This is a genomic window from Alcaligenes ammonioxydans (assembly GCF_019343455.1).
GTDB classification, from domain to species: domain Bacteria; phylum Pseudomonadota; class Gammaproteobacteria; order Burkholderiales; family Burkholderiaceae_B; genus Alcaligenes; species Alcaligenes ammonioxydans.
In genome coordinates this window covers 563,180-588,606 of the sequence record NZ_CP049362.1, presented here as the reverse complement: position 1 = coordinate 588,606, position 25,427 = coordinate 563,180, and the positions used below count along the sequence as shown (strand labels likewise).

The 25,427-nt window shown below is 57.4% G+C and carries 26 protein-coding genes; 16 read left to right on the top strand and 10 right to left on the bottom strand.

Annotated elements, in window-relative coordinates; all coding sequences use genetic code 11:
- Window positions 1-3: 3 nt before the first annotated feature.
- The 3 genes from tviB to FE795_RS02650 all read right to left on the bottom strand — a co-directional run bounded on the left by tviB (window position 4) and on the right by FE795_RS02650 (window position 3,615).
- On the bottom strand, window positions 4-1,278 hold the full coding sequence (tviB, locus tag FE795_RS02660) for a Vi polysaccharide biosynthesis UDP-N-acetylglucosamine C-6 dehydrogenase TviB (RefSeq protein WP_003803850.1): 1,275 nt from the start codon (window positions 1,276-1,278) through the stop codon (window positions 4-6).
- Between the two features lie 55 nt (window positions 1,279-1,333).
- Window positions 1,334-2,458 carry an MraY family glycosyltransferase gene (locus FE795_RS02655; RefSeq protein WP_003803851.1) on the bottom strand — a complete coding sequence of 375 codons (1,125 nt, stop codon included), beginning with the start codon at window positions 2,456-2,458 and terminating at the stop codon, window positions 1,334-1,336.
- A 200-nt stretch (window positions 2,459-2,658) separates the two neighbouring features.
- Complete coding sequence (locus tag FE795_RS02650; protein WP_003803852.1) at window positions 2,659-3,615, bottom strand: LysR family transcriptional regulator; 957 nt, start codon at window positions 3,613-3,615, stop codon at window positions 2,659-2,661.
- Between the two features lie 292 nt (window positions 3,616-3,907).
- Between FE795_RS02650 and uraD the strand changes: the two genes are divergently transcribed.
- The 6 genes from uraD to FE795_RS02620 all read left to right on the top strand — a co-directional run bounded on the left by uraD (window position 3,908) and on the right by FE795_RS02620 (window position 9,027).
- A complete protein-coding gene (uraD, locus tag FE795_RS02645) occupies window positions 3,908-4,438 on the top strand; it encodes a 2-oxo-4-hydroxy-4-carboxy-5-ureidoimidazoline decarboxylase (RefSeq protein WP_003803856.1) in 531 nt (176 codons plus the stop codon).
- A gap of 146 nt (window positions 4,439-4,584) precedes the next feature.
- The gene (locus FE795_RS02640; RefSeq protein WP_131071281.1) at window positions 4,585-5,097 is read left to right on the top strand and encodes an ureidoglycolate lyase; all 513 of its coding nucleotides are present in this window, start codon (window positions 4,585-4,587) and stop codon (window positions 5,095-5,097) included.
- Window positions 5,094-5,885 (top strand): class II aldolase/adducin family protein, encoded by a 792-nt coding sequence (locus FE795_RS02635; protein WP_219235596.1) that lies wholly within the window; start codon window positions 5,094-5,096, stop codon window positions 5,883-5,885. Before FE795_RS02640 ends, FE795_RS02635 begins: the two co-directional genes overlap by 4 nt.
- Before the next feature lie 23 nt (window positions 5,886-5,908).
- Window positions 5,909-6,094, top strand: coding sequence for a 4-oxalocrotonate tautomerase (locus FE795_RS02630; RefSeq protein ID WP_003803864.1), 186 nt, complete (start codon window positions 5,909-5,911; stop codon window positions 6,092-6,094).
- A gap of 369 nt (window positions 6,095-6,463) precedes the next feature.
- Entirely contained in the window at window positions 6,464-7,948 is a 1,485-nt protein-coding gene (locus tag FE795_RS02625; RefSeq protein WP_003803867.1) for a nucleobase:cation symporter-2 family protein, read from the top strand.
- 200 nt (window positions 7,949-8,148) lie between these two features.
- Entirely contained in the window at window positions 8,149-9,027 is an 879-nt protein-coding gene (locus FE795_RS02620; RefSeq protein WP_003803868.1) for a hypothetical protein, read from the top strand.
- 26 nt (window positions 9,028-9,053) lie between these two features.
- On the opposite strand, the gene FE795_RS02615 is transcribed toward FE795_RS02620, so the two are convergent.
- Window positions 9,054-9,971: a LysR family transcriptional regulator gene (locus tag FE795_RS02615; protein ID WP_059318628.1), complete on the bottom strand. Its 918-nt coding sequence runs from the start codon at window positions 9,969-9,971 to the stop codon at window positions 9,054-9,056.
- A gap of 110 nt (window positions 9,972-10,081) precedes the next feature.
- On the opposite strand from FE795_RS02615, the gene gcl reads away from it, so the two are divergent.
- From gcl to FE795_RS02580, 7 genes are all read left to right on the top strand, one after another.
- On the top strand, window positions 10,082-11,857 hold the full coding sequence (gene gcl / locus FE795_RS02610) for a glyoxylate carboligase (RefSeq protein ID WP_003803878.1): 1,776 nt from the start codon (window positions 10,082-10,084) through the stop codon (window positions 11,855-11,857).
- A 28-nt stretch (window positions 11,858-11,885) separates the two neighbouring features.
- Window positions 11,886-12,674: a hydroxypyruvate isomerase gene (gene hyi / locus FE795_RS02605; RefSeq protein WP_003803881.1), complete on the top strand. Its 789-nt coding sequence runs from the start codon at window positions 11,886-11,888 to the stop codon at window positions 12,672-12,674.
- Between the two features lie 39 nt (window positions 12,675-12,713).
- The gene (locus FE795_RS02600) at window positions 12,714-13,598 is read left to right on the top strand and encodes a 2-hydroxy-3-oxopropionate reductase (RefSeq protein ID WP_003803882.1); all 885 of its coding nucleotides are present in this window, start codon (window positions 12,714-12,716) and stop codon (window positions 13,596-13,598) included.
- A gap of 223 nt (window positions 13,599-13,821) precedes the next feature.
- Window positions 13,822-15,099, top strand: a complete 1,278-nt coding sequence (locus FE795_RS02595; protein ID WP_131071278.1) for a glycerate kinase type-2 family protein — start codon at window positions 13,822-13,824, stop codon at window positions 15,097-15,099.
- A gap of 23 nt (window positions 15,100-15,122) precedes the next feature.
- The gene (locus FE795_RS02590; RefSeq protein WP_003803889.1) at window positions 15,123-15,521 is read left to right on the top strand and encodes a GlcG/HbpS family heme-binding protein; all 399 of its coding nucleotides are present in this window, start codon (window positions 15,123-15,125) and stop codon (window positions 15,519-15,521) included.
- A gap of 29 nt (window positions 15,522-15,550) precedes the next feature.
- Window positions 15,551-16,972: a pyruvate kinase gene (pyk, locus tag FE795_RS02585; RefSeq protein WP_003803891.1), complete on the top strand. Its 1,422-nt coding sequence runs from the start codon at window positions 15,551-15,553 to the stop codon at window positions 16,970-16,972.
- 609 nt (window positions 16,973-17,581) lie between these two features.
- Window positions 17,582-17,881, top strand: a complete 300-nt coding sequence (locus FE795_RS02580) for a hypothetical protein (RefSeq protein WP_157784357.1) — start codon at window positions 17,582-17,584, stop codon at window positions 17,879-17,881.
- 207 nt (window positions 17,882-18,088) lie between these two features.
- On the opposite strand, the gene coq7 is transcribed toward FE795_RS02580, so the two are convergent.
- Genes coq7 through FE795_RS02550 form a run of 6 tightly spaced genes read right to left on the bottom strand, consistent with a single transcriptional unit; the run spans window position 18,089 to window position 22,977 of the window.
- Window positions 18,089-18,757 carry a 2-polyprenyl-3-methyl-6-methoxy-1,4-benzoquinone monooxygenase gene (gene coq7 / locus FE795_RS02575; protein WP_219235594.1) on the bottom strand — a complete coding sequence of 223 codons (669 nt, stop codon included), beginning with the start codon at window positions 18,755-18,757 and terminating at the stop codon, window positions 18,089-18,091.
- Window positions 18,758-18,788: 31 nt separating this feature from the next.
- On the bottom strand, window positions 18,789-19,424 hold the full coding sequence (locus FE795_RS02570; RefSeq protein WP_003803896.1) for a hypothetical protein: 636 nt from the start codon (window positions 19,422-19,424) through the stop codon (window positions 18,789-18,791).
- Window positions 19,424-20,059: an SCO family protein gene (locus FE795_RS02565; RefSeq protein ID WP_003803897.1), complete on the bottom strand. Its 636-nt coding sequence runs from the start codon at window positions 20,057-20,059 to the stop codon at window positions 19,424-19,426. Before FE795_RS02565 ends, FE795_RS02570 begins: the two co-directional genes overlap by 1 nt.
- Window positions 20,060-20,080: 21 nt before the next feature.
- Entirely contained in the window at window positions 20,081-20,668 is a 588-nt protein-coding gene (locus FE795_RS02560) for a c-type cytochrome (RefSeq protein WP_003803899.1), read from the bottom strand.
- 55 nt (window positions 20,669-20,723) lie between these two features.
- Window positions 20,724-21,314: a cbb3-type cytochrome c oxidase subunit II gene (locus FE795_RS02555; RefSeq protein ID WP_003803902.1), complete on the bottom strand. Its 591-nt coding sequence runs from the start codon at window positions 21,312-21,314 to the stop codon at window positions 20,724-20,726.
- Between the two features lie 7 nt (window positions 21,315-21,321).
- Entirely contained in the window at window positions 21,322-22,977 is a 1,656-nt protein-coding gene (locus tag FE795_RS02550) for a cbb3-type cytochrome c oxidase subunit I (protein ID WP_039943885.1), read from the bottom strand.
- Between the two features lie 539 nt (window positions 22,978-23,516).
- Between FE795_RS02550 and FE795_RS02545 the strand changes: the two genes are divergently transcribed.
- From FE795_RS02545 to FE795_RS02535, 3 genes are read left to right on the top strand one after another with little or no spacing between them, the layout of a single operon-like run.
- Complete coding sequence (locus tag FE795_RS02545; protein WP_165477535.1) at window positions 23,517-23,939, top strand: OsmC family protein; 423 nt, start codon at window positions 23,517-23,519, stop codon at window positions 23,937-23,939.
- Between the two features lie 7 nt (window positions 23,940-23,946).
- Entirely contained in the window at window positions 23,947-24,747 is an 801-nt protein-coding gene (locus tag FE795_RS02540) for a thymidylate synthase (RefSeq protein ID WP_003803907.1), read from the top strand.
- The gene (locus FE795_RS02535) at window positions 24,744-25,235 is read left to right on the top strand and encodes a dihydrofolate reductase (protein WP_003803908.1); all 492 of its coding nucleotides are present in this window, start codon (window positions 24,744-24,746) and stop codon (window positions 25,233-25,235) included. The genes FE795_RS02540 and FE795_RS02535 overlap by 4 nt, the downstream gene beginning before the upstream one ends.
- Window positions 25,236-25,427: the final 192 nt, after the last annotated feature.

Below are 25,427 nucleotides of genomic sequence, written 5' to 3'. Positions count from 1 at the left end.
AAATTAAAGGCGCAGATCGGACTGGTCGCGATCAAACACATACTTCAAGTCGTAGAGCACATGTTCGGGCTTGCCCCACTGGCGCACCCCTTCAATACCCAGTTCCTTGAACTGGTTGTGGGCCACAGCCACAATCACCCCGTCATACTCGCCTGCCTGGGGAGTCTCGATTGGGGTAATGCCGTATTCGTGCTCTGCCTCTTGCGGATCAACCCATGGATCATAGACATCCACATGAACATCGTATTGCTTGAGCTCATGCACGATATCGACGATACGGGTGTTGCGCAGATCCGGGCAATTTTCCTTGAAAGCCAAGCCGAGCAGCAGCACGCGAGAGCCTTGCACCTGAATGCGGCGCTTGGTCATGGCTTTGACCAGTTGGGATGCTACATAGCCGCCCATGGAGTCGTTCAGACGGCGGCCAGCCAGAATGATCTCGGGATGGTAGCCAATAGCCTGAGCCTTATGGGTGAGGTAATACGGGTCCACACCAATGCAGTGACCGCCAACCAGACCGGGACGAAACGGCAGGAAGTTCCACTTGGTGCCGGCCGCCTCCAGCACGTCCAGGGTATCAATGCCCAGACGGTTGAAAATCAGGGCCAATTCGTTGATCAGCGCAATGTTCACGTCGCGCTGGGTGTTCTCGATCACCTTGGCAGCCTCTGCCACACGAATGGAGCTGGCCTTGAAGGTACCGACAACAATAATCTCGCGGTACAGGGCATCGACCAGATCTGCAACCTCGGGGGTCGAGCCGGAGGTCACTTTTTTGATCGTGGAGACGCGATGTTCCTTGTCACCCGGGTTGATCCGCTCAGGGCTGTAACCGGCATAAAAATCTTCATTAAAGCGCAGGCCCGATACCTGTTCGAGCACGGGCACGCACACTTCTTCGGTCGCGCCCGGATACACCGTCGATTCGTAAATGACAATATCACCACGCTTGAGCACTTTACCGATGGTTTCAGAAGCTCGAACCAAGGGGGTCAGGTCAGGCTGCTTGAACTCATCAATGGGCGTGGGCACGGTCACGATGAACACATTGGCCTGGGCCAACTCATCGGCCTCGCAGGAATAACTCAGGCCGGTGGCCTGGGCCAGCTCTTCGCTCTCGACTTCCAAGGTGCGATCCACCCCTTCCTTGAGTTCGGCGACACGACGCGCGTTAATGTCAAACCCAATAACGGAACGCTTTTTGCCAAACTCCACTGCCAAAGGCAAACCGACATATCCCAAGCCGACTACGGCCAGTTTCACATTCTCAAGTTGCAACTTCATTCTCCAGTTAGCGCTATGCGCAAGGAATAATCTTGAACGCCTAACAGTATTAGTCCCGGTCTGCCCGCCGCCTTACCGAGGGCAGCAGCAACCAGGAGGGGCGACGCCACGAAACCAGACGGGAATAGAGCCAGATATAAACGAGTGAAAAGGCCAACATGCTGGCGCACAAGGCCCAGGTATTGTCCCACCAGATCGTTGCCGGAACCAAACCGATCAAAGCCAGCACCCACAGGTAAGGCGAGGTCATGGCGTTACAAAACGCGGGCAAGGCCCCGCCACTGTCACGACTGAACGTGGAGCGCACCAGACGGCGAAACACCAGTTGATGCAAGTGCAAGGCATCGGGCTGATCCACGGGCACACCGCGTTTGAAACGCCGGCGCCAAATCGAAAACAGGGTTTCAAAAACAGGGTAAAACAATACCGCCAGGGCATAGAAGGGCGATACGCTGGGATTGCGCACAACGAGCTGGACAGCCAATTCGGCCAGCATGAAGCCCAGGAAGTACGCCCCGCCATCGCCCAGAAAAACGCGCCCGAAGGGGAAATTCCAGACCAGAAATCCCAAGGTGGCCGAGGCCAACGAGGCGGCAATCAAAAAAATCGGAATGTCTTGCACCTGCAAGGCTACCAGCGCCAAGGACAAGGCCATCAAGGTGGCAATCATGCCGGCCAGGCCATTCATCCCGTCAATAATATTGAGGGCATGTGTACAGCCACCGACAGCGATCATGGTAAAGAGCAAGGAAATGGGCCAAAAACCCAGTACCCAATCTGCCCAACTGACCCCCACACGCGAGACTCCGCCAAGCAGCCACCAGGCGATGGCAGCCGACAAAAAGGCGGCCAGCAAGCGCTTGAGGGAACCCACATCCTTGGTGATGTCCTCGACCAGACCCGCCACAAACACCGGCATGGCGGCCAGAAACAAAACCGGCCACAACCAGGTCAAGGTCATATTGCTCGGACCCAGCACCAGCAAACCGGCCAAACTGCCGGCCACCACCGCCAGCCCCCCCACGCGGGGTGTGGGGCGGGAATGGGAAGCCTGGGGCTTGCTCAGGTCGCTGTCCCCGGTCAAGCGGCCGTGCCAACGTTCGGAGGCTACAATCAGCCCGCCGACCATAAAAGCCACGACACAGATATACAACCAGGTAAAGGATTCCCCCATCTGAGGTAAAGACACCGCGTAACACCCTGCAAGGTTAGGAACTACATTATTATCAACCTGCCTTCCGGATTGTGTCCGTGACCAGTCGCATTAAGTGCAACAATTTCCGTCAAGTTCCGTATCACTTTCGCATAGGCAGGAGTAGCTCGCTAATTTGCCCGAGCGCGAGCCCGAAAGCAAGTATTTTGCGGGATTGACGCTCAGGAATCGGGTTGGGGCAACGGTTCGGTAGAAGCCAGTTGATTGCCGCACTCGGTCAAGAGCCGGCGCAACCAGCGATGACTGGGCGAGTGCCGGTTGCGTTCATGCCAGAGCTGATAAAACCGCATGGGCGGGAACTCCAGCGGAGCCTCCAGAATTGCCAGGGGCAGCAGGCGGCAATAGAACTCGGCAAAGTGGCGCGAAGTGGTAAACACCAAGTCTGTATTCTGTAGCAAATACGGTGCTGCCGAAAAAGACTGCACCACGACACTCTCATCACGCTGAATGCGCAGAGCCGACAAGGTAGTGTCGATGACACCGCGCTGATTGATGGAATACGGCATGGGCACCACATGGCGTGCACGCACATAATCGTCCAGGGTCAGGCCCTTGCGCGCCAAAGGGTGGGTCGCCGCGACCAGACAGACGATCTGATCTTCCAACAGCACCGACAAGTGCATGCGATCGGGCGGCTCGGGCCAGTTGCCGATGACCATATCCAGATCCCCTTCAGCCAGCGAACGCTCAAAATCGAAACTGGCATCCAGGGAATGCAAATTCAGGCGTGCGCCCGGTGCTTCCCGGCGCAGACGCTCGACGACCCCACCAATAAAAACAGGCGCCAGGTAATCCGGCGCGCCGATATGAAATTCGCTACGGCTGACCTGCGGGTCGAAACTGTCCGGCGCATTGACCATGCAATCAATTTCAGCCAAAGCGCCCTTGGCGTGAGCCAGCAGGCTGATGGCACGCTCGGTAGGCACCATGCCGCCTTTCTCACGAACCAGCAATGGATCGCCAATAATGTCGCGCAAGCGTCGTAGAGCCGCACTGATAGCAGGCTGCGACTGGTTCATTTTGAACGCGGTACGCGAGACACTGCGCTCGGTAACGAGTAGGCAAAACACCCTCAAAAGATAGGTATCAAGCGGGTTATCCCCACGTCGGGCGGCCATCCTGGTCTCTCCTTCTTACGCTTTTTTCCAGCATGATAATGACATACATGCACAATACGAGATGGCATATATCATTTATACGCCTAATTCTATTTTATTTATAAGCAGAAAACTTAAACTGGTCCCACATAAGAAAATCATAGCCCCCCCCTGGCGGTGGTTTATAAGGGTTTGATTAAAACAAGCAAACCATGTAAACGCCTCCCCACTACCCTTGATACAACGGCTCCCAGGCCTGGCCCTGGAGTCGGCTCGGCTCGCATTCTTTACGCTTAGACAATCGGACTGACACATGACTACTCAAACCCTCACCACCTCCCAGGCGCTGGCTGAACTCTCCAGCCTGGACCAGAGCCAATTTGTGGACAAGCTCGAAGGTATTTTTGAACACTCCCCTTGGGTCCCTGAGCGTAGCTGGAACCAACGTCCCTTTGAGAGCGTGGATCAACTGCATGCCTGCATGGTGCATGTGGTCGAACAAGCCTCTTACGAGGAACAGAAAAACCTGATCTGTGCTCACCCCGAACTGGCGGGCAAAGAAGCCGAGCAAGGCACGTTGACCACGGCGTCAACGGGTGAGCAGCGTGGCGCCGGCCTGGACCAGTGCTCAGCCGAGGAGCTGGCTCGCCTGCGCAGTCTGAATGCACAGTACCGCGAACGCTTTGGCTTTCCCTTTGTCATCGCTGTCAAAGGACTGAGCCGCTACCAGATCATGGACACGGTTCAAGCGCGTCTGAACAACAGCGCTGAAACCGAGTTCCAGACCTGCCTGACCGAAATCGGCAAGATCGCCCGCTTCCGTCTGGACGCGCTGCTGGCCTGAACCTGAAGCCTGCCGGATCACGCATTGATCCAACAAGATTATCAGGGCAGCGACAGCCTGCGGCACGCTGCCCTTTGTTTGCTCTGACCTTGCCTGCGCGGGGCTGCTTGCCACACCGCGCAGCTTTGCCTCATCGAGGATCTGCCATGACCATCACATTGAAGCTGGAAACCCTGACCGCTGATGCCTTCGCCCCGTTTGGCGACGTTATCGAGGCGAGCGACACGGTGCAGCATTTCACCATCAACGAAGGCAATACCGAGCGCTACCACGACCTGGCCAGCATTGACCCCGGCACGGACGGTCGAGCCATCGTTTCGATTTTTCGCGGCCAGCCGCGCAGCCTGCCCTTTACCGTGGAGATGATGGAGCGTCATCCCAAAGGCAGCCAAGCCTTCATCCCCCAGTCGGGCCAACCCTACCTGGTCATCGTGGCCCCCGCCGGTCCCGCCCCCAAAGCCAGCGAATTGCGTCTGTTTCTGGCCCGCGGCGATCAGGGTGTGAACTATGCGACCGGCGTGTGGCACCATCCGCTGATGGCATTGAATCAGGTCGCCGATTTCATCGTCATCGACCGTAAAGGCCCGGGTGACAACTGCGATGTCATCCAATTGGAAGAAAAAGCCATCATCGCGGAATTGGAGACCACCGCAGCGTGAGCCAGTCCTGTCCGATCACGCCGGACCTAGCGCCCATTTACGCGCATCGTCCGGCAGATATTGACCCCGAGCATTGGCGCGCCCGTGTCAATCTGGCCGCTGCTTACCGGCTGGCCGCCCGCCAGGGCTGGGACGACCTTATCTACACCCACCTGTCTCTGCGTCTGCCGGGCCAGGATGGGCTGTTCCTGATCAATCCTTTTGGTTTGCGCTTTGCGGAAATCTGCGCGTCCAATTTATTGCTGATTGACACGCAAGGGCAGGTCGCGGACGGAACCGGTCGCCGTGCCAATCCCAGTGGTTTTGCCATTCATGGCGCGGTTCACCGCGCCCGTGCGGATGCACACTGTGTCATCCATCTGCATACCGACGCCTCCATCGCCGTATCAGCGCTGCCCTGCGGACTTCTGCCCCTGTCACAGCACGCCATGCGCTTCTGGCAAGACATCGGCTATCACGACTATGCTGGACTGGCCTTCCCGCCTCAGGAGCAAGAAGCCCTGCTGCAGCAGCTAGGTGCCCATCCGGCCCTGCTGCTTCGTAATCACGGCGCCCTGACTTGTGGGCGCACCGTTACCGAAGCCTATGTCTTGATGGATGCTCTGGAGCGCGCCTGCCGCATTCAGCTCTCGGCCATGGCAGCCAGCCCGCAACTGCATCTGCCCCCGAAGGATGTGCTGGATTTGACACATCGCCAGCTTTTACCGGGGAACGAGCCCGAGGGCTTGCTAGAATGGCCGGCTCTGCTGCGCAAGCTCTACCAGAGCGAGCCGGATTTTTGCCGCTAATCCATCCCCCTTACGGAGTCTTTATGCCTTCTATCAACGTACAACTATTCGACGGCCGTCCAGTGGAAATCAAGCGTGAACTTGCTCAGGCCCTGACCAAAGAAGCCTGTCGCGTGCTTGGCTGTTCACCAGAGGCGGTTGATATTGTCTTTACCGACGTCAAGCGCGAGAACTGGGCCACAGCCGGTGTCCTGTGGTCGGACAAATAAGCGAACTTCCCAAAGCGGCTGGCAAGCCGCTTTTTTTTTCATCAGCCTCGTCATCCCGCGACAAGCTGGCACGAATCAGTAATTTGGCGGCTTCTAACACAGTTTTTGACGCTGGACTAGGTGGGCAATACCCCTAGCAGCGAAAAACACCTGAAAAAAGCAGGAATAGACTCGACTACGGCGTGAACACAGCCCCCCGTCTACCGGGCTTATATCCTTTCACCCTTGCACCGATCAGCCTGCCATATGTTTTTACGTATTCTACTTATCAAGCCGTACCGCCTTCCAGTGATACCGCCCATCCGATAACTTTATGCTTACGCGGCCCAGGCATCGGCTGCGCATAACGTATTAAATAAGGAGACCCGGATGTCCGCCAACCCAGAAGTGTCCACACCCACTGCTTGCGACGGTGTAGACGAGCGCCTGCCAACGGCGCGCCTGGCAACCCTTGGTTTACAGCACGTCATGGTGATGTACGCAGGTGCAGTTGCTGTCCCCCTGATTATTGGCGCCGCCCTGGGCCTGACCAAAGAACAGATCGCATTCCTGATTAATGCTGACCTGCTGTGCTGTGGCCTGATTACCATCATCCAGGCTCGCGGCTTGGGTATCTTCGGCATCAAGCTGCCGGTGATGATGGGAGTGTCTTTTGCGGCAGTCAGCCCCATGATTGCCATTGGCCTGGACCCTCAACTGGGTCTGCCGGGCATTTTCGGTGCCACCATCCTGGCCGGTATCTTCAGCATTGTGATCGCCCCGGTATTCAGCCGTCTGATGGGGCTTTTTCCGCCCGTTGTGACTGGCATCATCATTACCGTCATTGGCGTGACGCTGATGCGTGTGGGCCTGAACTGGATCGGCGGCGGCTCTCCAACGATTACTGACCCAGCCACTGGCCTGTCCATGCCCAACCCTGAATACGGCTCGTTGGAGAACCTGGCCATTGCTTTGATGGTACTGACCGTCATCTTGCTGATCACCAAGTTCGCACGCGGTTTTCTGGCAAACGTAGCGGTGCTGATTGGGCTGCTTGCGGGCTTTTTCGTTTCACTGGCCATGGGTCGCATCACCTTCGATGGCCTAGATCAGACCAGCTGGTTTGCCGTGGTGACGCCCTTTCACTTCGGGGTTCCCACATTCAGTTGGGCACTGCTGGGCGCGGCGGCAGTATTGTCACTGATCATGGTGGTCATCATGGTTGAATCCCTGGGCATGTTCCTGGCACTGGGTTCCATCTGTGGCCGTCCTACTGACCGTGAAGCGCTGGTGCGTGGCCTGCGCACTGATGGGCTGGGTACGCTGGTCGGTGGCATCATGAACACCTTTCCACACAGCTCCTTCTCGCAAAACGTGGGGCTGGTCAGCGTGACCGGCGTACGCAGCCGCTGGGTATGCGTCATGGGCGGTGCTTTCCTGATCATACTGGGCCTGTTTCCCAAAATGGCCTTTGTCGTGGCTTCCATCCCCAACTACGTTCTGGGTGGCGCGGGCATCGTGATGTTTGGCATGGTGGCTGCCACCGGCATCAAGATCCTGATGTCTGCCAACCTGAATCGCAACCCCTACAACCCCTACATCGTGGCCATCAGCCTAGGCTTTGGCATGATTCCCCTGGTCGCCGAGCACCTGCTGGACAAGATGCCTCCCGCTCTGGCTCCCCTGCTGCACAGCGGAATCCTGTTGGCCGCCGTCTCTGCCATCGTGCTGAATCTGTTTTTCAACGGTGTTCAGAAATACGCAGATCAGGGCCACACGGTCGAATCCACTGCCGCCACCCAGGCCCGCAAGCAGGCCGACGCAGCCGAAACGACCGAAGACAGCAGCAACCATCTGGCCGCACAAAACGGCTAAGCCGCCCTCCTTTTCGAGTAAGCGCCCGACCTGAAACGGGCGCTTACTCAAATTTCCGCAGTACATACGGAAAAGTATCGACTGTCCATAATTAATCTAAGCACAGTCAGTAGCACCCCCTATCCAAAAACCAAAGCCTCAGGCCGAAAGGGACATCAGATCCCAAGGGCCTGCTTGCGCTCAAACAAAGAGGAGACACCATGAAACATCGACGCCCCGCCGCCCGTTGGGCATGCACCTTGCTGGCCGCCCCCCTGCTATCGGGCACTGCTCTGGCCGCAGACTGGAGCGACACGTTCCTGGGCTATCGCTTCAGCACGCAATACACCGAGCCCATGAACGATCGGACTATCCAGAAGCACATCCTGAGCCTGACGCACGTCAACGGCTACAGCCTGGGACAGAACTTTTTTAATCTGGATGTTTTGCAGTCCGACCGCTACGACCCGTCCAGCGGAAATGGCAGCAATGGCGCCACCGAGTTCTACGCGACCTACCGCCACCAGCTTTCCATGGGCAAAGTGTTCGACAAGGACCTGGGCTTTGGTCCGGTCAAGGACGTAGCCATCACGGCAGGCTTTGATCTGAACACCAAGAACACCGCCTTTGCACCTCGTAAGCGTCTGCTGGTGCTGGGCCCGACCTTCAAGTTTGATGTGCCCCGCGGCTTTGTCGATCTCAGCCTGATGATCGGTAAAGAATGGAACCACTGCGGCCTGGGAGCACCAGCCTGCCCCGATAGCCGCCGCTCGTTTGACCCTCAGTTCATGGCTAGTCTGAACTGGAACCTGCCTTTCGAGGTAGGCGCCTTGCCGCTGAAGTTCCAGGGTTTTGCCAACTATGCCAGCCCCAAAGGCCATGACTACGCCGGGATCAGCACCAAGTCTGAAGTCCTGGTGCGTACCTCCCTGATGGCGGACGTAGGCAAAGTGGCCTTCGACAAGAAAAACACCCTGTGGGTGGGCATTGGCTATGAATACTGGCACAACAAATTCGGCAACCGCTACATGGCGAACGGCAACCTGAAGCCCGGTATTAAAACCAGCGCTCCGACCGTACAGGTGGAATGGCATTTCTAAGCAGGAGACAAGAAAACAGCCCCCGTCTAGAACTGCACCTCGCCATCCCAGTAGCCTGGCGTGTTGTAGATGACTCGCAGGTAATCGATAAAGCGCCGCACCTTGGCGGGCAAATAGCGTTGCTGCTGATACACCGCCTGAATGTCATAGCTGGGGACTTCGAACTCATTAAGCACGGTGACCAGCTCGCCTCGCTTGAGTTCGGGCTGGATCTCCCAAGTGGACCGCCAGCCTATGCCCCAGCCCTGCTTGACCCAGTTAAAAAGCAGCTCACCGTCATTGCAATCGAGGTCTCCATCGACTCGTACCGCAAAAGGCCGGCCATCACGCAAAAAGGTCCAGCCCCGCTGCTGCCCGCCCTGCAAATTGAACGCCAGACAATTGTGACGCGCCAGGTCCTCGGGCACACGCGGCACGCCGTGGCGCTCAAAATACTCGGGCGTACCACACACTACCCGACGGTTCGGATACAAGCGCACCGCCACGTAATTGGGGTCGGTGACCTCGCCAATCCGCAAGGCCATGTCATAGCCTTCGCGCACCAGATCGACCACGCTGTCCGTAAAGTTAAAGGACAGCTTCAGTTCGGGATAGCGTTTTTTAAAGGACAAGGCATGCGGGGCTACATGGCGCCGTCCAAAGGCCGCCGGAGCCGATACCACCAGGTGCCCACGCACCACCTTGCGCTGGGCGCTGATACTGGCCTCCGCCTCCTCAAAGTCCTTCAGGATCTGCTTGCATTGCTCCAGAAATTGTTCGCCCAAATCCGTCAGGGTCAGACCACGAGTGGAACGGTGCATCAAACGTACGCCCAGACGCTGCTCCAGTGCATCCAGGCGACGGCCCATGACCACGGGGGTCACGCCCTCGACCACGGAAGCAGCCGCAAAACTGCCTTTTTCAGCGACCAACGCAAAACTTCTAATTTCGGTGTAACGGCTCATTCAATACTCCAAGTATCGATAGAAACAATCGTACCACCATTTCTAGGCAGGTCTATCACTCCTTATTATCGAGTTGTGAATTTCGTCAAACGATGATCTAGGAGATATCAATGGCTCGAATGAGAGCAGTGGACGCCGCCGCCGCAATTTTACGTAAAGAAGGCGTGAGCACCGTATTTGGCGTGCCCGGCGCCGCCATCAACCCCTTCTACTCCGCGTTGCGCAAAGAAGGTGGCTTTGATCACATTCTCGCCCGCCACGTGGAAGGTGCCTCCCACATGGCCGAAGGTTTTACCCGTGCCAATCCCGGCAATATCGGCGTGTGCATCGGCACATCCGGCCCCGCTGGCACAGACATGATTACCGGTCTGTACTCCGCATCGGCTGACTCGATCCCGATTCTGTGCATTACCGGCCAGGCCCCTCGCGCCCGCCTGTACAAAGAGGATTTCCAGGCTGTGGACATCGAATCCATTGCCAAACCCGTGACCAAGTGGGCAGTGACCGTTCGCGAACCCGATCTGATCCCGCGTGTGTTCCAGCAAGCCTTTCACATCATGCGCTCGGGCCGCCCCGGTCCTGTGCTGATTGATATGCCTATCGACGTGCAGATGGCCGAGATCGAATTCGATCTGGACACCTACTCGCCCCTGGAAGCGTACAAACCGACGGCCACCCGCGCTCAGGCTGAAAAAGCCATCGAACTGCTGAACGCTTCCGAGCGTCCGCTGATCGTCTCCGGTGGTGGTGTCATCAACGCCAACGCCTCCGAGCTGCTGCAAGAATTTGCTGAACTGGTCAATGTGCCGGTCATCCCGACCCTGATGGGCTGGGGCACCGTGGCTGACGATCACCCGCTGATGGCCGGTATGGTCGGACTGCAAACCTCGCACCGCTACGGCAACCAGACCTTGCTGGCATCGGACTTTGTATTTGGTATCGGCAACCGCTGGGCCAACCGCCATACCGGTTCGGTTGACGTCTACACCGAAGGCCGCAAGTTCGTGCACGTGGATATTGAACCCACCCAGATCGGGCGTGTGTTCGGTCCGGACCTGGGCATTGCCTCGGACGCCGGTGCTGCGCTGAAACTGTTTATTGAAGTGGCCAAAGAGTACAAGGCTGCCGGCAAGTTGCGTGACCGCGCCGCATGGGTTGCAGAATGCCAGAAACGTAAAGCCACCTTGCAGCGCAAGACCAGCTTTGACAATGTGCCCTTGAAGCCGCAGCGCGTTTACGAAGAGATGAACCGCGCCTTTGGCCCCTCCACCACCTACGTCAGCACCATCGGTCTGTCGCAGATTGCCGCCGCCCAGTTCCTGCACGTGTACAAGCCACGCCACTGGATCAACTGCGGTCAGGCAGGCCCACTGGGCTGGACCATTCCTGCCGCTTTGGGTGTGGTTGCGGCTGACCCAGGCCGTGAAGTGGTGGCCATTTCGGGCGACTACGACTTCCAGTTCATGATTGAAGAGCTGGCCGTGGGCGCACAATTCAAGCTGCCTTACCTGCACATTCTGGTCAACAACGCCTACCTGGGTCTGATTCGTCAGGCACAACGCGGCTTTGAGATGGACTATTGTGTGCAACTGGCCTTTGACAATATCAATGCCCCTGAAACCGAAGGTTATGGCGTGGATCACATCACCGTGGTGGAAGGTCTGGGTTGCAAGGCCATCCGCGTCCACAAACCCGAAGACATTCAGCCTGCCATTGAACAGGCTCGTGCATGGATGAAAGAATTCAGCGTGCCGGTTGTGATTGAACTGATCCTGGAGCGCGTCACCAACATTGCCATGGGCACCGAACTGCACAATGTGACAGAGTTCGAATCCTTGGCCGAAGCGGGTATTGACGCCCCCACCGCCATCTCGCTGATGGACTGATTGCTGATTTAAAAAACGGAGTAGCACTATGCCAAAATTTGCCGCCAACCTGACCATGCTGTTTAACGAGCACGACTTCCTGGATCGCTTCCAGGCAGCGGCCCAAGCCGGTTTCAAGGGAGTGGAGTACCTGTTCCCCTACGCCTACGACAAACAGCAGCTGGCTGACAAACTGCAACAACACGGTCTGACCCAGGTGTTGCACAACCTGCCTGCGGGCGACTGGGACGGCGGCGAGCGCGGCATTGCAATCCTGCCCGAGCGTGTGGGCGAATTCCAGGACGGCGTTGGCCGTGCCATCGAATACGCCACCGCGCTGGGCTGCAAACAGGTGAACTGCCTGGCCGGCAAACTGGCCGACGGCGCTGATCGCGAACTGGCCCACAAAACGCTGGTCAGCAACCTGCAGTTTGCGGCAGCCAAGCTGAAAGACGCTGGTCTGCGTCTGCTGGTTGAACCCATCAACACCTTCGACATCCCCGGTTTCTACCTGAATCGCACCGAACAGGCTGCGGCTCTGTTGCAGGACGTCGGTTCGGACAATCTGTTCATTCAGTACGACGTCTACCACGCCCAGCGCATGGAAGGCGAGCTGGCCAACACACTGAAAAAGCACCTGGACAAGATCGCACACATTCAGATTGCAGATAACCCCGGTCGTAACGAACCGGGTACGGGCGAGATCAACTACGCCTGGCTGTTCAAGTACATCGACAGCATCGGCTATCAAGGCTGGATCGGCGGCGAGTACAAGCCCGCTGGCGTGACCAAGGATGGCCTGGGCTGGATGACGGAGCTGACAGAAGTCACCGCCTGATCGTCGGATACCTGCAGATAATTATTAGGAGATTACACAATGGCTAAAATCGGTTTTATTGGTTTGGGCATCATGGGCGCACCCATGGCGGTCAACTTGATCAAAGGCGGTCATGAACTGTTCGCCTACACCCGTGGCGACTTCCCCAAAAGCGTCAAAGAAGCAGGCGCTACCGTTTGCGAGAATGGCGCCGAAGTCACCCGCCAGGCTGACATCATCATCACCATGGTTCCCGATACCCCCCACGTGGAAGATGCCCTGTTTGGTGAAAACGGCGTGGCCGCGGGCCTGAGCGCTGGCAAGATCGTGGTGGACATGAGCTCCATTTCCCCGGTCGCCACCAAGGACTTTGCCGAACGCATCGTCAAGCTGGGCGGCGAGTACCTGGACGCTCCCGTCTCTGGCGGGGAAGTCGGCGCCAAGGCCGGCTCCCTGACCATCATGGTCGGTGGCAAGCAGGAAGCCTTCGACAAGGTCAAGCCGCTGTTCGAACTGATGGGCAAGAACATCACCCTGGTGGGTGGCTACGGCGACGGTCAAATCACCAAAGTTGCCAACCAGATCATCGTGGCCCTGACCATTGAAGCCGTGGGCGAAGCCCTGTTGCTGGCCTCCAAGGCTGGTGCCGATGCTGGCAAGGTCCGTGAGGCCCTGATGGGCGGTTTTGCCAACTCGCGCATTCTGGAAGTTCACGGCGAGCGCATGGTCAAGCGCACGTTTGACCCGGGCTTTCGCATCGAATTGCACCAGAAAGACCTGAACCTGGCCCTGACCACCGCGCGTCAGCTAGGCGTGGCTCTGCCCAACACCGCTACCGCACAGGAGTTGTTCAACACCTGCGCCGCGCACGGTGGCGCTGCACAGGACCACTCCGCGATGGTCCGGGCCCTGGAGATCATGGCCAACTACGAGATTGGTCAATAAGACCGGTTCAAGGGGGTTCCCGCCCGTGCTGGTTTGCTGCATGCCCCAGACCAACACAGGCATGGCCTCCAGCAAGCGGGCTGCAGCCCGCTTTTTTTACCGCCGGACCTCACCAGGACAGCCTGCACTCCCCAGGGGGGCAGCAAGTCCCAGTGATCTCATGAAGGCGTGTTGTAGCGCGGTAAGATGGTCAGTTGCCATCGCTCTGCCTTAGGATTGACCCATGAAGATCGAGCCACAAGACTTACTCAGCAAAATGTTTCAGGCTGCCGTCAACGCGGCTCAACCCGAACACTGCATCCCGCCCTACCTGCCCGATGCTCCTAAAGGACGCACCATTGTGATTGGCGCCGGCAAGGCATCGGCAGCGATGGCCCAGGCGCTGGAGCGTCACTGGGACAAAGGCCCCATCAGCGGCGTGGTCGTCACCCGCTACGGCTACAGCGTACCCTGCGACCACATCACCATTTTGGAAGCGTCTCACCCTGTGCCTGACCAGGCTGGCGAAGATGCCGCCCGCGAAATTTTGCGAACAGTCAGCAATCTCACTGAAGATGACCTGGTGATCTGTCTTATTTCCGGCGGCGGTTCGTCTCTGCTGCCTTTAGCCGGAGAAGGCATTACCTTGGCCGACAAGCAAGCCATCAATAAGGCCTTGCTGAAATCGGGCGCCTCGATTGGTGAGATGAACACGGTGCGTCGCCACCTGTCGGCCATCAAAGGGGGGCGTCTGGCGGCGGCCTGTGCGCCTGCCCGTGTCCTGAACCTGCTCATTTCGGACGTCCCGGGCGACCAGCCCATGGACATCGCGTCGGGTCCCACGGTGGCCGATCCCACCACCTGCGCACAAGCGCTGGACATCATTCAGCGCTATGGCATTGACATCCCTGCCGCTGCCCGTGCCCGGCTGGAAAGTGGCGAAGGCGAAACCATCAAGCCCGATGACCCTCGCCTGGCTCATGTCACCACCCATCTGGTAGCCACGCCGCAACTGGCTTTGCAGGCTGCCGCTCGGGTCGCCCAGGCCAGCGGTGTCCACCCGGTCCTGTTGGGCGACAGCATTGAGGGCGAGGCCCGCGAGGTCGGCAAGGTCATGGCCGGCATTGCCCTGAGCGTGGCCAAACACGGGCAGCCCGCCCAGGCTCCCTGCGTCCTGCTCTCTGGCGGAGAAACCACCGTGACCTTGCGTGGCCAGGGCCGTGGCGGTCGCAATGTGGAGTTTCTGCTGTCCACGGCGATCGCCTTGAACGGCGCAGCCGACATTTATGGTCTGGCAGGCGATACTGACGGGGTAGATGGCCAGGAAGAGATTGCCGGTGCCTTCTGCGGTCCCGACACATTGGAGCGTGCCTGGCAACAAGGTATACGCCCCAGGGCCAGTCTGGACAATAATGATGGTCACGGCTTTTTTGAAGCCCTGGACGATGCCTTGGTTACGGGTCCGACCCTGACCAATGTCAACGATTTTCGCGCAATTCTGGTTTTATCCCCTAGCGATTAACGCTTTTCTTAAAGGAAATGGACATGAGAGACACAAAAGCACTGACCCTGACCGATGTCAAAAAAATGGCCGCTGCAGCCGAGCAAGAAGCACTGAAAAACAACTGGGCCGTCAGCATCGCCATTTGCGACGCGGGCGGTCATGCGCTGTGGATGCAACGCATGGATGGCGCTCCCCTGATGAGCGCCCAGGTTGCCCCGGCAAAAGCGCAAACCTGCGTGCTGGGCGGTGGCAAACCCAGCAAGGTCTTTGAAGACATGGTCAACAATGGTCGCTTTGCCGCTCTGTCCATGCCCATCACACCACTGGAGGGCGGCGAGCCAATCGTGGTGGACGGTCAAGTGATTGGTGCTGTCGGCGTGTCCGGCGTGAAAGCACCCGAAGACGCTCAGATCGCCCGCGCCGGTATCGCTGCTCTTTGAGCTATCGATCCCCCTAAGGACAACAACCCATGAAACGTCAACGTCATTCCCGCATTCTGGCTACCCTGGGTCCTGCCAGTTCTACGCCAGAACGCATTCGTGAACTGTTCGAGGCCGGCGCTGATGTGTTCCGCCTGAACTTCAGCCACGGCACACATGAAGACCATGCCGCGCGCTATCACACCATTCGTCAGATTGAAAAGGAAACCGGTCGCAGTATCGGTATTCTGATGGACCTGCAAGGTCCCAAGCTGCGCGTTGGCAAAATGAAAGATGGCCGCGTGACACTGGAAACCGGCCAGAAATTCCGCCTGGATCTGGACCCCGCCGAGGGAACCAGCCAGCGTGCCTACCTGCCTCACCCCGAGATCTTCGCGGCTCTGGAAGACGGGACAGACCTGCTGCTCGATGACGGCAAGCTGCGTCTGCGTGTGGACAGCTTTGGTCCGGATTTTGCAGAAACCACGGTCATGGTCGGCGGCCCGCTGTCCGACCGCAAGGGCGTGAACGTACCCGGCGTGGTACTGCCTATCTCGCCTTTGACCGAAAAAGACCTGATCGATCTGAAATTTGGTCTTGAACTGGGCGTAGACTGGGTTGCCCTGTCCTTTGTACAACGTCCTGGCGACATTCGTGAAGCCCGCGAGCTGATCGGCGACAAGGCCTGGATCATGGCCAAATTGGAAAAGCCACAGGCACTCGAACACCTGGAGGAAATCGTCCAGCTGTGCGATGGCGTGATGGTGGCACGTGGCGACCTGGGCGTGGAAGTTCCACCCCAGCGCGTACCTGTGTTGCAGCGCCAAATCGTGCGTACTGCCCGCGCGGCAGGCCGTCCGGTAGTCGTCGCCACACAGATGCTGGAATCCATGATCACCTCGCCGGTTCCCACACGCGCCGAAGCCTCCGACGTGGCTACCGCCATCTACTCGGGTGCTGACGCCGTCATGCTGTCCGCCGAATCGGCCTCCGGCCAGTTTCCGTTGGAAGCGGTATCCATCATGGACAGCATCATCAAGGAGATCGAAAACGATCCCAGCTGGCGCACCATTCTGGAAGCCAACCACAGCACGGCAGAAGCCAGCACCGCAGACGCGATCTGCTGCGCCCTGCGTCGTGTGGCCAGCATTCTGGAACCCGCAACGAATGTGGCCTACACCACCACCGGCTTTAGCGCCTTGCGCGCCAGTCGTGAACGGCCCATCGCCCCTATCCTGGCACTGACGCCCCGTGTGGAAACCGCACGCCGTCTAAGCCTTGCCTGGGGCGTGCATGCCATTCCCTGCGAGGATGTCAGTGATCTGGGCGAAATGATCGATCATGCGACTGATATGGCAGCGCAACACGAGTTCGCCCAGGGCGGCGATACGATCGTGATGATTGCCGGTGTCCCCTTTGGCACCAGTGGACGCACTAACTTGCTGCACGTGGCGACCGTCCCACAAAAGTAAGTTCGTCCAAAGCAGGTCAAAAAAACCTTGTCCATCACTATGCTGGACAAGGTTTTTTTACCGTCAGGCGCCAGCATCATGCATGGACATAACAAGCCCTAAGAACAAAGTTGCACGGATACGGACAAAAAAAAACCCGAGATCTAAAGATCTCGGGCAAATCCACCAAAGGAGGAGGGTGGAGGAGACAATCGTGGCAAGTTGGGCTACCAGATACAATATCGAGCCAGAAAGCTAAGGGTTATTACGCTTGTTTTTCCTGCTTTCTTTTCAACATCCAATAACTAAAGTCTACCTACAAAAATGGTGCAATGCAAGATAAATACCGTGGAAAACCCTTAGACGCTGATCTTGTCGCTTTAATACATCAATTTCCTAGCGCAAATTCTTGATCGGGTATCTAGTCGTTAACCCTAAGCCGCCGAAACAGGGTTCAAGAGCGGCAGTCCGACATCAGGCAAATCAGCATAATGCCTGCATTTTGCCCTCTCATAAAACCGCAATCGTGCACCTCTCCCGTGCCTCACTGCCCATGCGCACAACAAGTGAAACGCTGACAGGACAGGTCGCTTCGGAAATGAATACCTCGCCAAATCACTGGGTTAGGCTATGGGACACGCTCGCGGACTCACAGCGGGCATACAGGCCGACTTCAATGAAGGATGGAGTGCCACTGTTGTGCAATGCAATCCCATGTTTGAAGAGCGCGACCGTGGAATTGCCCGCCTGACTGGCGAAATTCACACAGACAATGACTACATCAGGGAATTGCGTGCCGCATTGGAGAAAGTACAGCCCGTCAGCGGTCTGTACTATCGAGACAGTGACAAGTTTGTCGAGCTTCACAAACAAGAAAAAGCGCAGCGCGAGCGTCTGGAGCCCCTCATCGCGGTGGCCCGCCAGCCATAGTATCGATACTGAGCGTTTCGGGCGCTGAAGTCCCTTCTAGGCCGTTGATGCACCGGACCCGGTCCAGGCTGCTTGCCTGGCTCCCCCTGCGCCTGGAATTTCTGCGTGCCCTGCACCTGCATTGAAAAGCGGGCCCGTCATGGGCCCGCCTCTACCGCCAGAGAATCAGACTGAAAATCTGCTTTTGCCACGCTCCCGGCACAAGCATTACAAACGATACGCCGTGGTCGTCATCACTTTAGACATCATGCGCATCAGGGTCTTCACCGGAGGTGGCAGACCCACTGCACCGTGATTTTCTGCCGTACGCCGATGTTCGATCTCGTCATCCCGCATTTTCTCTACGATGCGGCGGGAACGATGATCATTGACGGGCAAAGACTCCAGGTGACTTTCCAGATGCTCTTCCACCTGACGTTCGGTTTCGGCCATGAAACCCAGGTTATACGGCACACCCGCACGGCTGGCGAGCAAGCCCAAGGCAAAAGAGCCGGCATACCACAAGGGGTTGAACACGCTGGGGCGGCTCTCCAGTTCACGCAGACGGTCATCGCACCAGGCCAGGTGATCTACCTCTTCCTGCGCGGCTTGCAGCAGCACATCAGTTGCCTGGGGATCTTTGCACAACATGGCCTGACTGCGATACAAGGCTTGAGCGCAAATTTCGCCCACATGGTTAACACGCATTAGTCCAGCAGCATGACGAGCCTCGTCGACACTGATCTCGGACACTTCCTTGCCTGCCGGATTGGGACGTGATGCTCGGACCGAACGCCCAAGGACTTCCAGAGCCCGATTGGTCTCGCCGAGAATCTGATCAAAAAAGTTATTGCGCCGGTACAAGCGGGTATCGCTGTTGGAAACAGTATGGCTCATAGGGACACCTGCAAAACAAAATAGAGGGGTATTATTGCCGCAAAAAGGCGATCACAGCCTTGCTTTCGGACAAGAGCCACAGCAAAGGCAAGACACATGCCATGATGACCAGACCTATGCCGGCAATTTCCTGATCGGACTGCAGATAGAAATTACACAGGCGAACCGGATTGTCGTAATACAACAAACCTACAATCGCCATCATCCAGCTGAAGTTACCAAAAAAGAACAAGCGAAACACCAGATGGGCGCGACGCCAGGATTCCATGAACACCATGCCCATCAGCACCAGGCCAATATACTTGGCCGTTGCCATGAGAGGCGACACCAGAACATCGTCCAGCGCTTTGGGGACCATCCAGTAAGCCGCAGCAAAGCTGACCAGGATCAAACCGGGCAAACCGTATTCATTCAGGGCGTAGTAGGGACGCAGCAAGGACTGCACAAAGGCCGAGCGGCCCACACCCTGGTAACGCAAGGCCGACTGCAAGGCGACACCGGACAGGACCAGTAGCGGGATATGAACCAGCATATGCAGGCTCATGGAGGCAGTCAGGGGGCGGTCCCAGTATGCAGCAGCAGCAAACAGCACGGCGGCCAGCAACGCCAGTGCGCTGCCCAAATAGGGACGTATCGTGGAGGGCGCAACAACACGTTTCAACGACATTACCGGTCCTCCTTCTTGTCCAGGTCCTCTAAGGCCCGTTTAGCATAGGCCAGGGCCAGCATGGGTTCGCCATAGTCCACGATTCGCCCCAGGCGCGGCTCGGGGCTGACGACGTGGTAGGCCGCATTATGCTCGTACTCGTCGAAGGGAGCGGGAATCACGATGATGCCAAAATCATCCAGTACACGCTGGCGCTGTTCCCCTGGCATCATGGTCACGAACTGCCAGACAGCCGGATCGGCTTTCATGGTTTTGCTGTAACGGCGCAAATGATCGGGCGAATCGGTAGGATCGAAGCTGATACTCAACAGGCGCACACGGTCCTGCAGGCCTTCGTCCAGAATTGCTTTTTGCAGCTGCTGATACTCCGAGCCCATCGCCAGACAAAGCGTGACGCAACGGGTGTAGATGAAGTTGACGATGGTGATGCGACCATCGTTTTGCAACAAGGAACTTAGCGGCGTACTACCCCCGGTCGGAAGCAGTACCTCTACATCGGATATCAAGCGCGGGGAGGCAGCCACGTCATTGCGACGGGCTGTCTCGGCGGTCAAGGCAGTAAAGCCTTGTGTCAGGTGGGCCAGAGCCCCGATACCCAGGGCAACAACCAGGAGAATACTTAGAAACAGTCTCATCTCTGGCCCATCATTTCAGTCCTACTCTTCCATGGGAGCCAGGTCGGCATCCCCATTCCAGGGATCAGTTTTATCAGCAGTTTTTTCACGTTCGGCTTTGACAAAGGCCACATCCACAGGATCAGCACTGTTGCCACCTAATTCAGTACGCAGGTAATTGACCACTGCCGTCAATTCCTCGTCATTGAACTTCTCGCGGAACTCGGGCATCGCTCCATTGTACTTATTACCCTTGACCGTAAGTTCGCCAACAATACCGTGCAGCATGATCTGGACCAAAACTTCTGGCTTGCGCAGCACCCACTCCGAACCAACCAGGGGCGGGAATACGCCCGGCACACCAGCACCGGTTGCCTGGTGACAGGCCGCACATTGGGCCACAAACAATTGCTGACCATCCACGGCGCCTTCTGGCAGCTCGAAATCGGCAACGATACGGTTGTCGCCCACTGTGGCGTCGTGACTCAGATCGCTGCTGAAAATGTAGTAGATGCCCCACAGGAACAGACCGGCAATAATCACCAGGACGACCCAGGGGATAGGCGCCGCGTTTTCTTCCGGATCCGCATTTTCGCGCAACTGCGCGTCATATTTACGATTGTCGCTCATTCTAATTCTCCGAGGCGCCCCGCCTTGCGGGGCGCACTAGCTCAACAATGCCTGCTTATTTGATAACGCTGGCGGGCGATACGGGATACGTACGATCCAGCGCCAACAGGTATTGAACCAGGTCCAGGGCTTCTTGCTTGGCTACCACCACCTTGCCTTCAGGGGCAAAATCGCCAGGCAGATTCACAACTTTATCGCCCTCGTCAGCCTTGTCCTTGAGCTCGAACATGAAAGGATAGGACGGCATATTGCTGCCAGGGGTATAAGCGCGAGGCTGGTACAAGTGCCCCAGGTGCCAGTCCACGCTAGGCTGACGGGCGCCGATATTGAGCAAATCGGGACCGGTACGCATGGTACCGAGCAGGTGCGGCGTGTCGTAGTAGTAGTCACCGGCCACCGAGGCACGACCCCAGCCGCGCTGAAAGTCAGGAGCCTGGTTCTGGCTGCGTGGCTGCTGCGAGTGACAGTACACACAGCCCATGTCGATGTACTGCTGACGGCCGCGCAGTTCCACCTCGGTGTAGGGCTTGAGCCCCGGAGAGGGCTCCACCTTCTCAACCTGCAGGTAAGGAACAACGACCAGAGCCGATGTGGCCAGGGCCAGCGTCACCATGGCGCCGCCCAATAGTTTGTATTCGCTTTCCATGACTAAATCATGCCTCCACTACATTGCGAGTTGCCGAGCGCTGGTGAAACAGGGCTGGACCAATACGACGGCTGCCATAGCGCAAAGCCATTGCCACAAAGTGGAAGGCAAACACAAGGTGACCCAAAGTCATCAAACCACCACCAATCGAGCGCGACTTCAGATAAGGCATCGTGACAAAGACCGATTCCATGAAGGCTTTGGCAGGGTCCAGCATCGCCAGACCTTGCAGCCAGCCGCCAATGCTCAGGCCGATTGCGTAGATGGCAAAACCGATCACCACCAGCCAGAAGTGCAGGGAGATCAGTTTAGGGTAAGGCCATTCCCAGGACATCACGCGCGGCATCACGTAGTAAATGGCGCCGAACATCACGATCGTAAAGAAGCCGTACAAGCCGATATGGGCGTGGGCCACCGTGAAGTGCGTGAAGTGGGTGATTGTGTTGATGCTGCGCAGCGCCTCAAAGGAACCTTGAATGGAGCTGACGGTGTACATCATGCCGCCCAGCACGATAAAGCGCAGGGTGGGCGAGTGAATCAGGGTGCGGAAGTGACCTTTCATGGTGTAGTGCTGGTTAATCGAGAAAGCCAGCACGGGAATGATCATCATCATGCTTTGCACAATCGACAGCGTCACCATCCACTGCGGCACAGGGCCGCCAACCAGGTGGTGACCACCGACCTGACCGTAGAAAAACGCCAGACCCCAGAAACCCACCAGAGACAGGTTGTAGGAGCTGATGGGCTGACCGATGATCTTGGGCAGGAAGTAGTACACCGACGCCAGGGCCATCGGAGTGTAGAACAGACCCAGCACGTTGTGACCAAACCACCAGTTCATGGTTGCCTGCTCAACACCCACGTGTACGGCTGGCAGGTTGCCGACCAGGAACAGGATGGGGAACCAGAACAGCGCCGCGCCCATGTACCACACCGACACATACAGATGGTGGGCACGACGGTTTTGCAAAGTGAAGATCAAAGGCATGGCTGCCAGCGCGCCGCCAATAACCATCAGGATATCAACCTGCCAGGGCATTTCCAGCCATTCCATGCCGTCAGTAATACCCATCGCAATACAGGTCAGCCCACCGACCAGACCCAGGTTCCACAAGACACCGCCGGTGATGGCGTATCGGGCACCAATCAGGGGGGTCTTGAGCAGACGGGGCAGCATCCACATGGCAACGCCAAAGGCGGCCATCGGGGCCCAACCATAAGCGACCGCATTCAGGTGCAGGGTGCGCATACGGCCGAACGTCATCCAGGCGTGTTGCGTCAAGAACTCGGGCTCATGCAGCTTGATCGAGCTGATCAGACCCGCGGTCGAGGCCACAATCAGCCAGAACACCGAACAGGCCAGCAAAATGAAGGTGACCGACGCGGTGGAGCGGTCGGCTTCCACACGTTCTGCCAGTTCAACGCTCAGCGCCTGACGATCCTCAGCAGAAATGGTCTTGTGGCCCATTTCATCTTGAAGTGCCTGACGTTGTTCAGGGGTGGCGGAAGGGTCATCTACCTGCCCGATCTCGCCTTTGGAGAAAATTTCTCGCGAGGCGGCGGGACTGTGGTCAAAGAAGTTACGACGTAACGACCAGATGAAGACAAAAAGTCCGGTAACGGACAATATGAAAGCTAGTAGCAGTATTGAAACGGTATTCACAATGATCCAGGCCTGGTTAATGTGAAGCTGCCAAGCAGCTCGGCGGCACTTGACGCGTCGCAGATCGAAAGAGCATGGACGCAAAAAATCTGCGACTGCCTAGGTCGCGAGAGCCGTCATGTTAAAACACCCGTCTGTGACGTCTGAATAAAGCCCCCATTGAAAGCAAGGTTTATTGAGACAGGACAAATACGAGCACGACATTTTTTGGTATACGGGCGACTGTCATTATAGGCGAGGGTAAACCCGTGTGACATATCTGTTTCAAAATGCCGTGTACCGCTCCGAAGTTTATCCTAGGACAATCAACAAAACCAGTCTAAATCTTACAAAGAGCGTGGTTCTGCCCCGATTTGTCCATACGGTTTTTCTTATATGGGCCTGGAACAGGACGACAAGCACCGGCATGCCGTTCAGTGGCAGTAGCCATCGCCCCACAGGTCAGATGCGGACGCTGCACGCGAGCGCGTCAAAAAGTACAATCACCCCTGACAATCTACTGACGAGTCTTGGCTCGCACTGACAACAAAGGAATTCATATGGAATGCACAATCGACTGGGGCGGCAAGGACGGCATGCTGTTTGTTGCCCGTACGGGCAGCGGTCATGTGACGGCCATGGACGGCGCTCCCGAAGGAGGCGGCAATAATCTGGCTCCCCGACCCATGGAAATGTTGCTGACCGGCGCAGGCGGCTGCGCAGCGTACGACGTGGTGCTGATTCTCAAGCGAGGTCGTCATGCCATTACCGGCTGTCAGGTCAAACTGACGGCTGAACGCGCCAACACCGATCCCAAAGTCTTTACCAAGATTCATTTCACTTTTGTGGTGACCGGCAAGGACCTGCCTCAAGCCGCCGTCGAGCGTGCCGTGCAGCTGTCGCATGACAAGTACTGTTCAGCCTCGGCCATGTTGGGCAAGACCGCCGAGATCACTTATTCCGTCGCTATTGAGCAAGCCTGAGTTCGCCATGTCCCTTTATCCCTACGAAGACCTGCTGCGCCTGGTCTACACCCAAGGCACTCCCAAAGGGGATCGCACCGGCACCGGTACGAACTCGGTATTTGGCCACCAAATGCGCTTCGATCTGTCGCAGGGCTTTCCACTGATCACCACCAAGAAGCTGCACACCCGCAGCATCTTTATCGAGTTGCTATGGTTTTTGCGCGGCGACTCCAACGTGCGGTGGCTGCAAGAGCGTGGCGTCTCTATCTGGGACGAGTGGGCTGACGAGAACGGCAATCTGGGCCCCGTCTACGGCGTGCAATGGCGCTCCTGGCCCACTCCCGATGGGCGTCATATTGACCAGATCAGCCAGGTGGTAGAGCAGATTCGCAACAATCCCGACTCGCGCCGCCTGATCGTTTCTGCCTGGAATGTGGCCGATGTCAATCAGATGGCCCTGCCCCCTTGCCATGCCCTGTTCCAGTTCTACGTTGCCAACGGCAAGCTCTCCTGCCAGCTCTACCAGCGCAGCGCGGATATTTTCCTGGGTGTGCCATTCAACATTGCCAGCTACGCCTTGCTGACCCACATGGTGGCCCAGCAATGTGATCTGGAGGTCGGCGATTTCATCTGGACCGGAGGCGACTGCCACCTGTACTCGAACCACTTCGAGCAGGCTGAACTGCAGCTCTCACGCGACCCGCGCCCCTACCCCAAGCTGACCATCAAGCGCAAGCCGGCCAGCCTGTTTGAGTACGAGTACGAAGACTTCGAGATCACCGATTACGATCCTCACCCCCATATCAAGGCGCCCGTTGCCGTATGAGCACCCTCCCACTTATCCGTCTGGTTGTCGCGTATGCGGCCAACCGTTGCATTGGCAAAGATCAGGACCTGCCCTGGCGTCTGCCGTCCGACCTGCAGCACTTCAAGCGTGTGACCATGGGTTTGCCCATCATCATGGGCCGCAAGACCTGGGAGTCGCTGGGCCGGCCCTTGCCGGGTCGCCCGAATCTGGTGATCAGCCGCAATGCGGACTATCAGGCCCAGGGCGCGCAGGTTTTCAGCAATCTGGACGATGCTCTGGCGGCCTGCCCCGGTTATGACACCGTTTGCGTGATTGGCGGCGAACAGCTTTTCCGTCTGGCCCTGCCCATCGCTCAGGAGCTGATTGCCACTGAAATCAAGGCAGAGGTGGACGGCGACACCTTCTTCCCGATACTGCCGGAAGGTGAGTGGGAAGAAATTGAACGCCTTCCCCAGCCTGAGGAAAATGGCTTTACTTACGACTATGTCACCTATCGTCGCCGCTAAGAAAGCCGTAGAGCAACGAGCGGGGCGCTTAGTCACTATGCGGCGCGTGACTTCCTGGCAATGAGGTCAAGGCGTTGTTTTTCATGCCTTGCAAGCCTTTGACCACCACCGCTCTATCGAGCTGACAGTCACCAAAGCCCAAAAACCCTGGCTCGGGCTTCGCATCGCTTCAGTTGTCGGGACAGGCGTCAG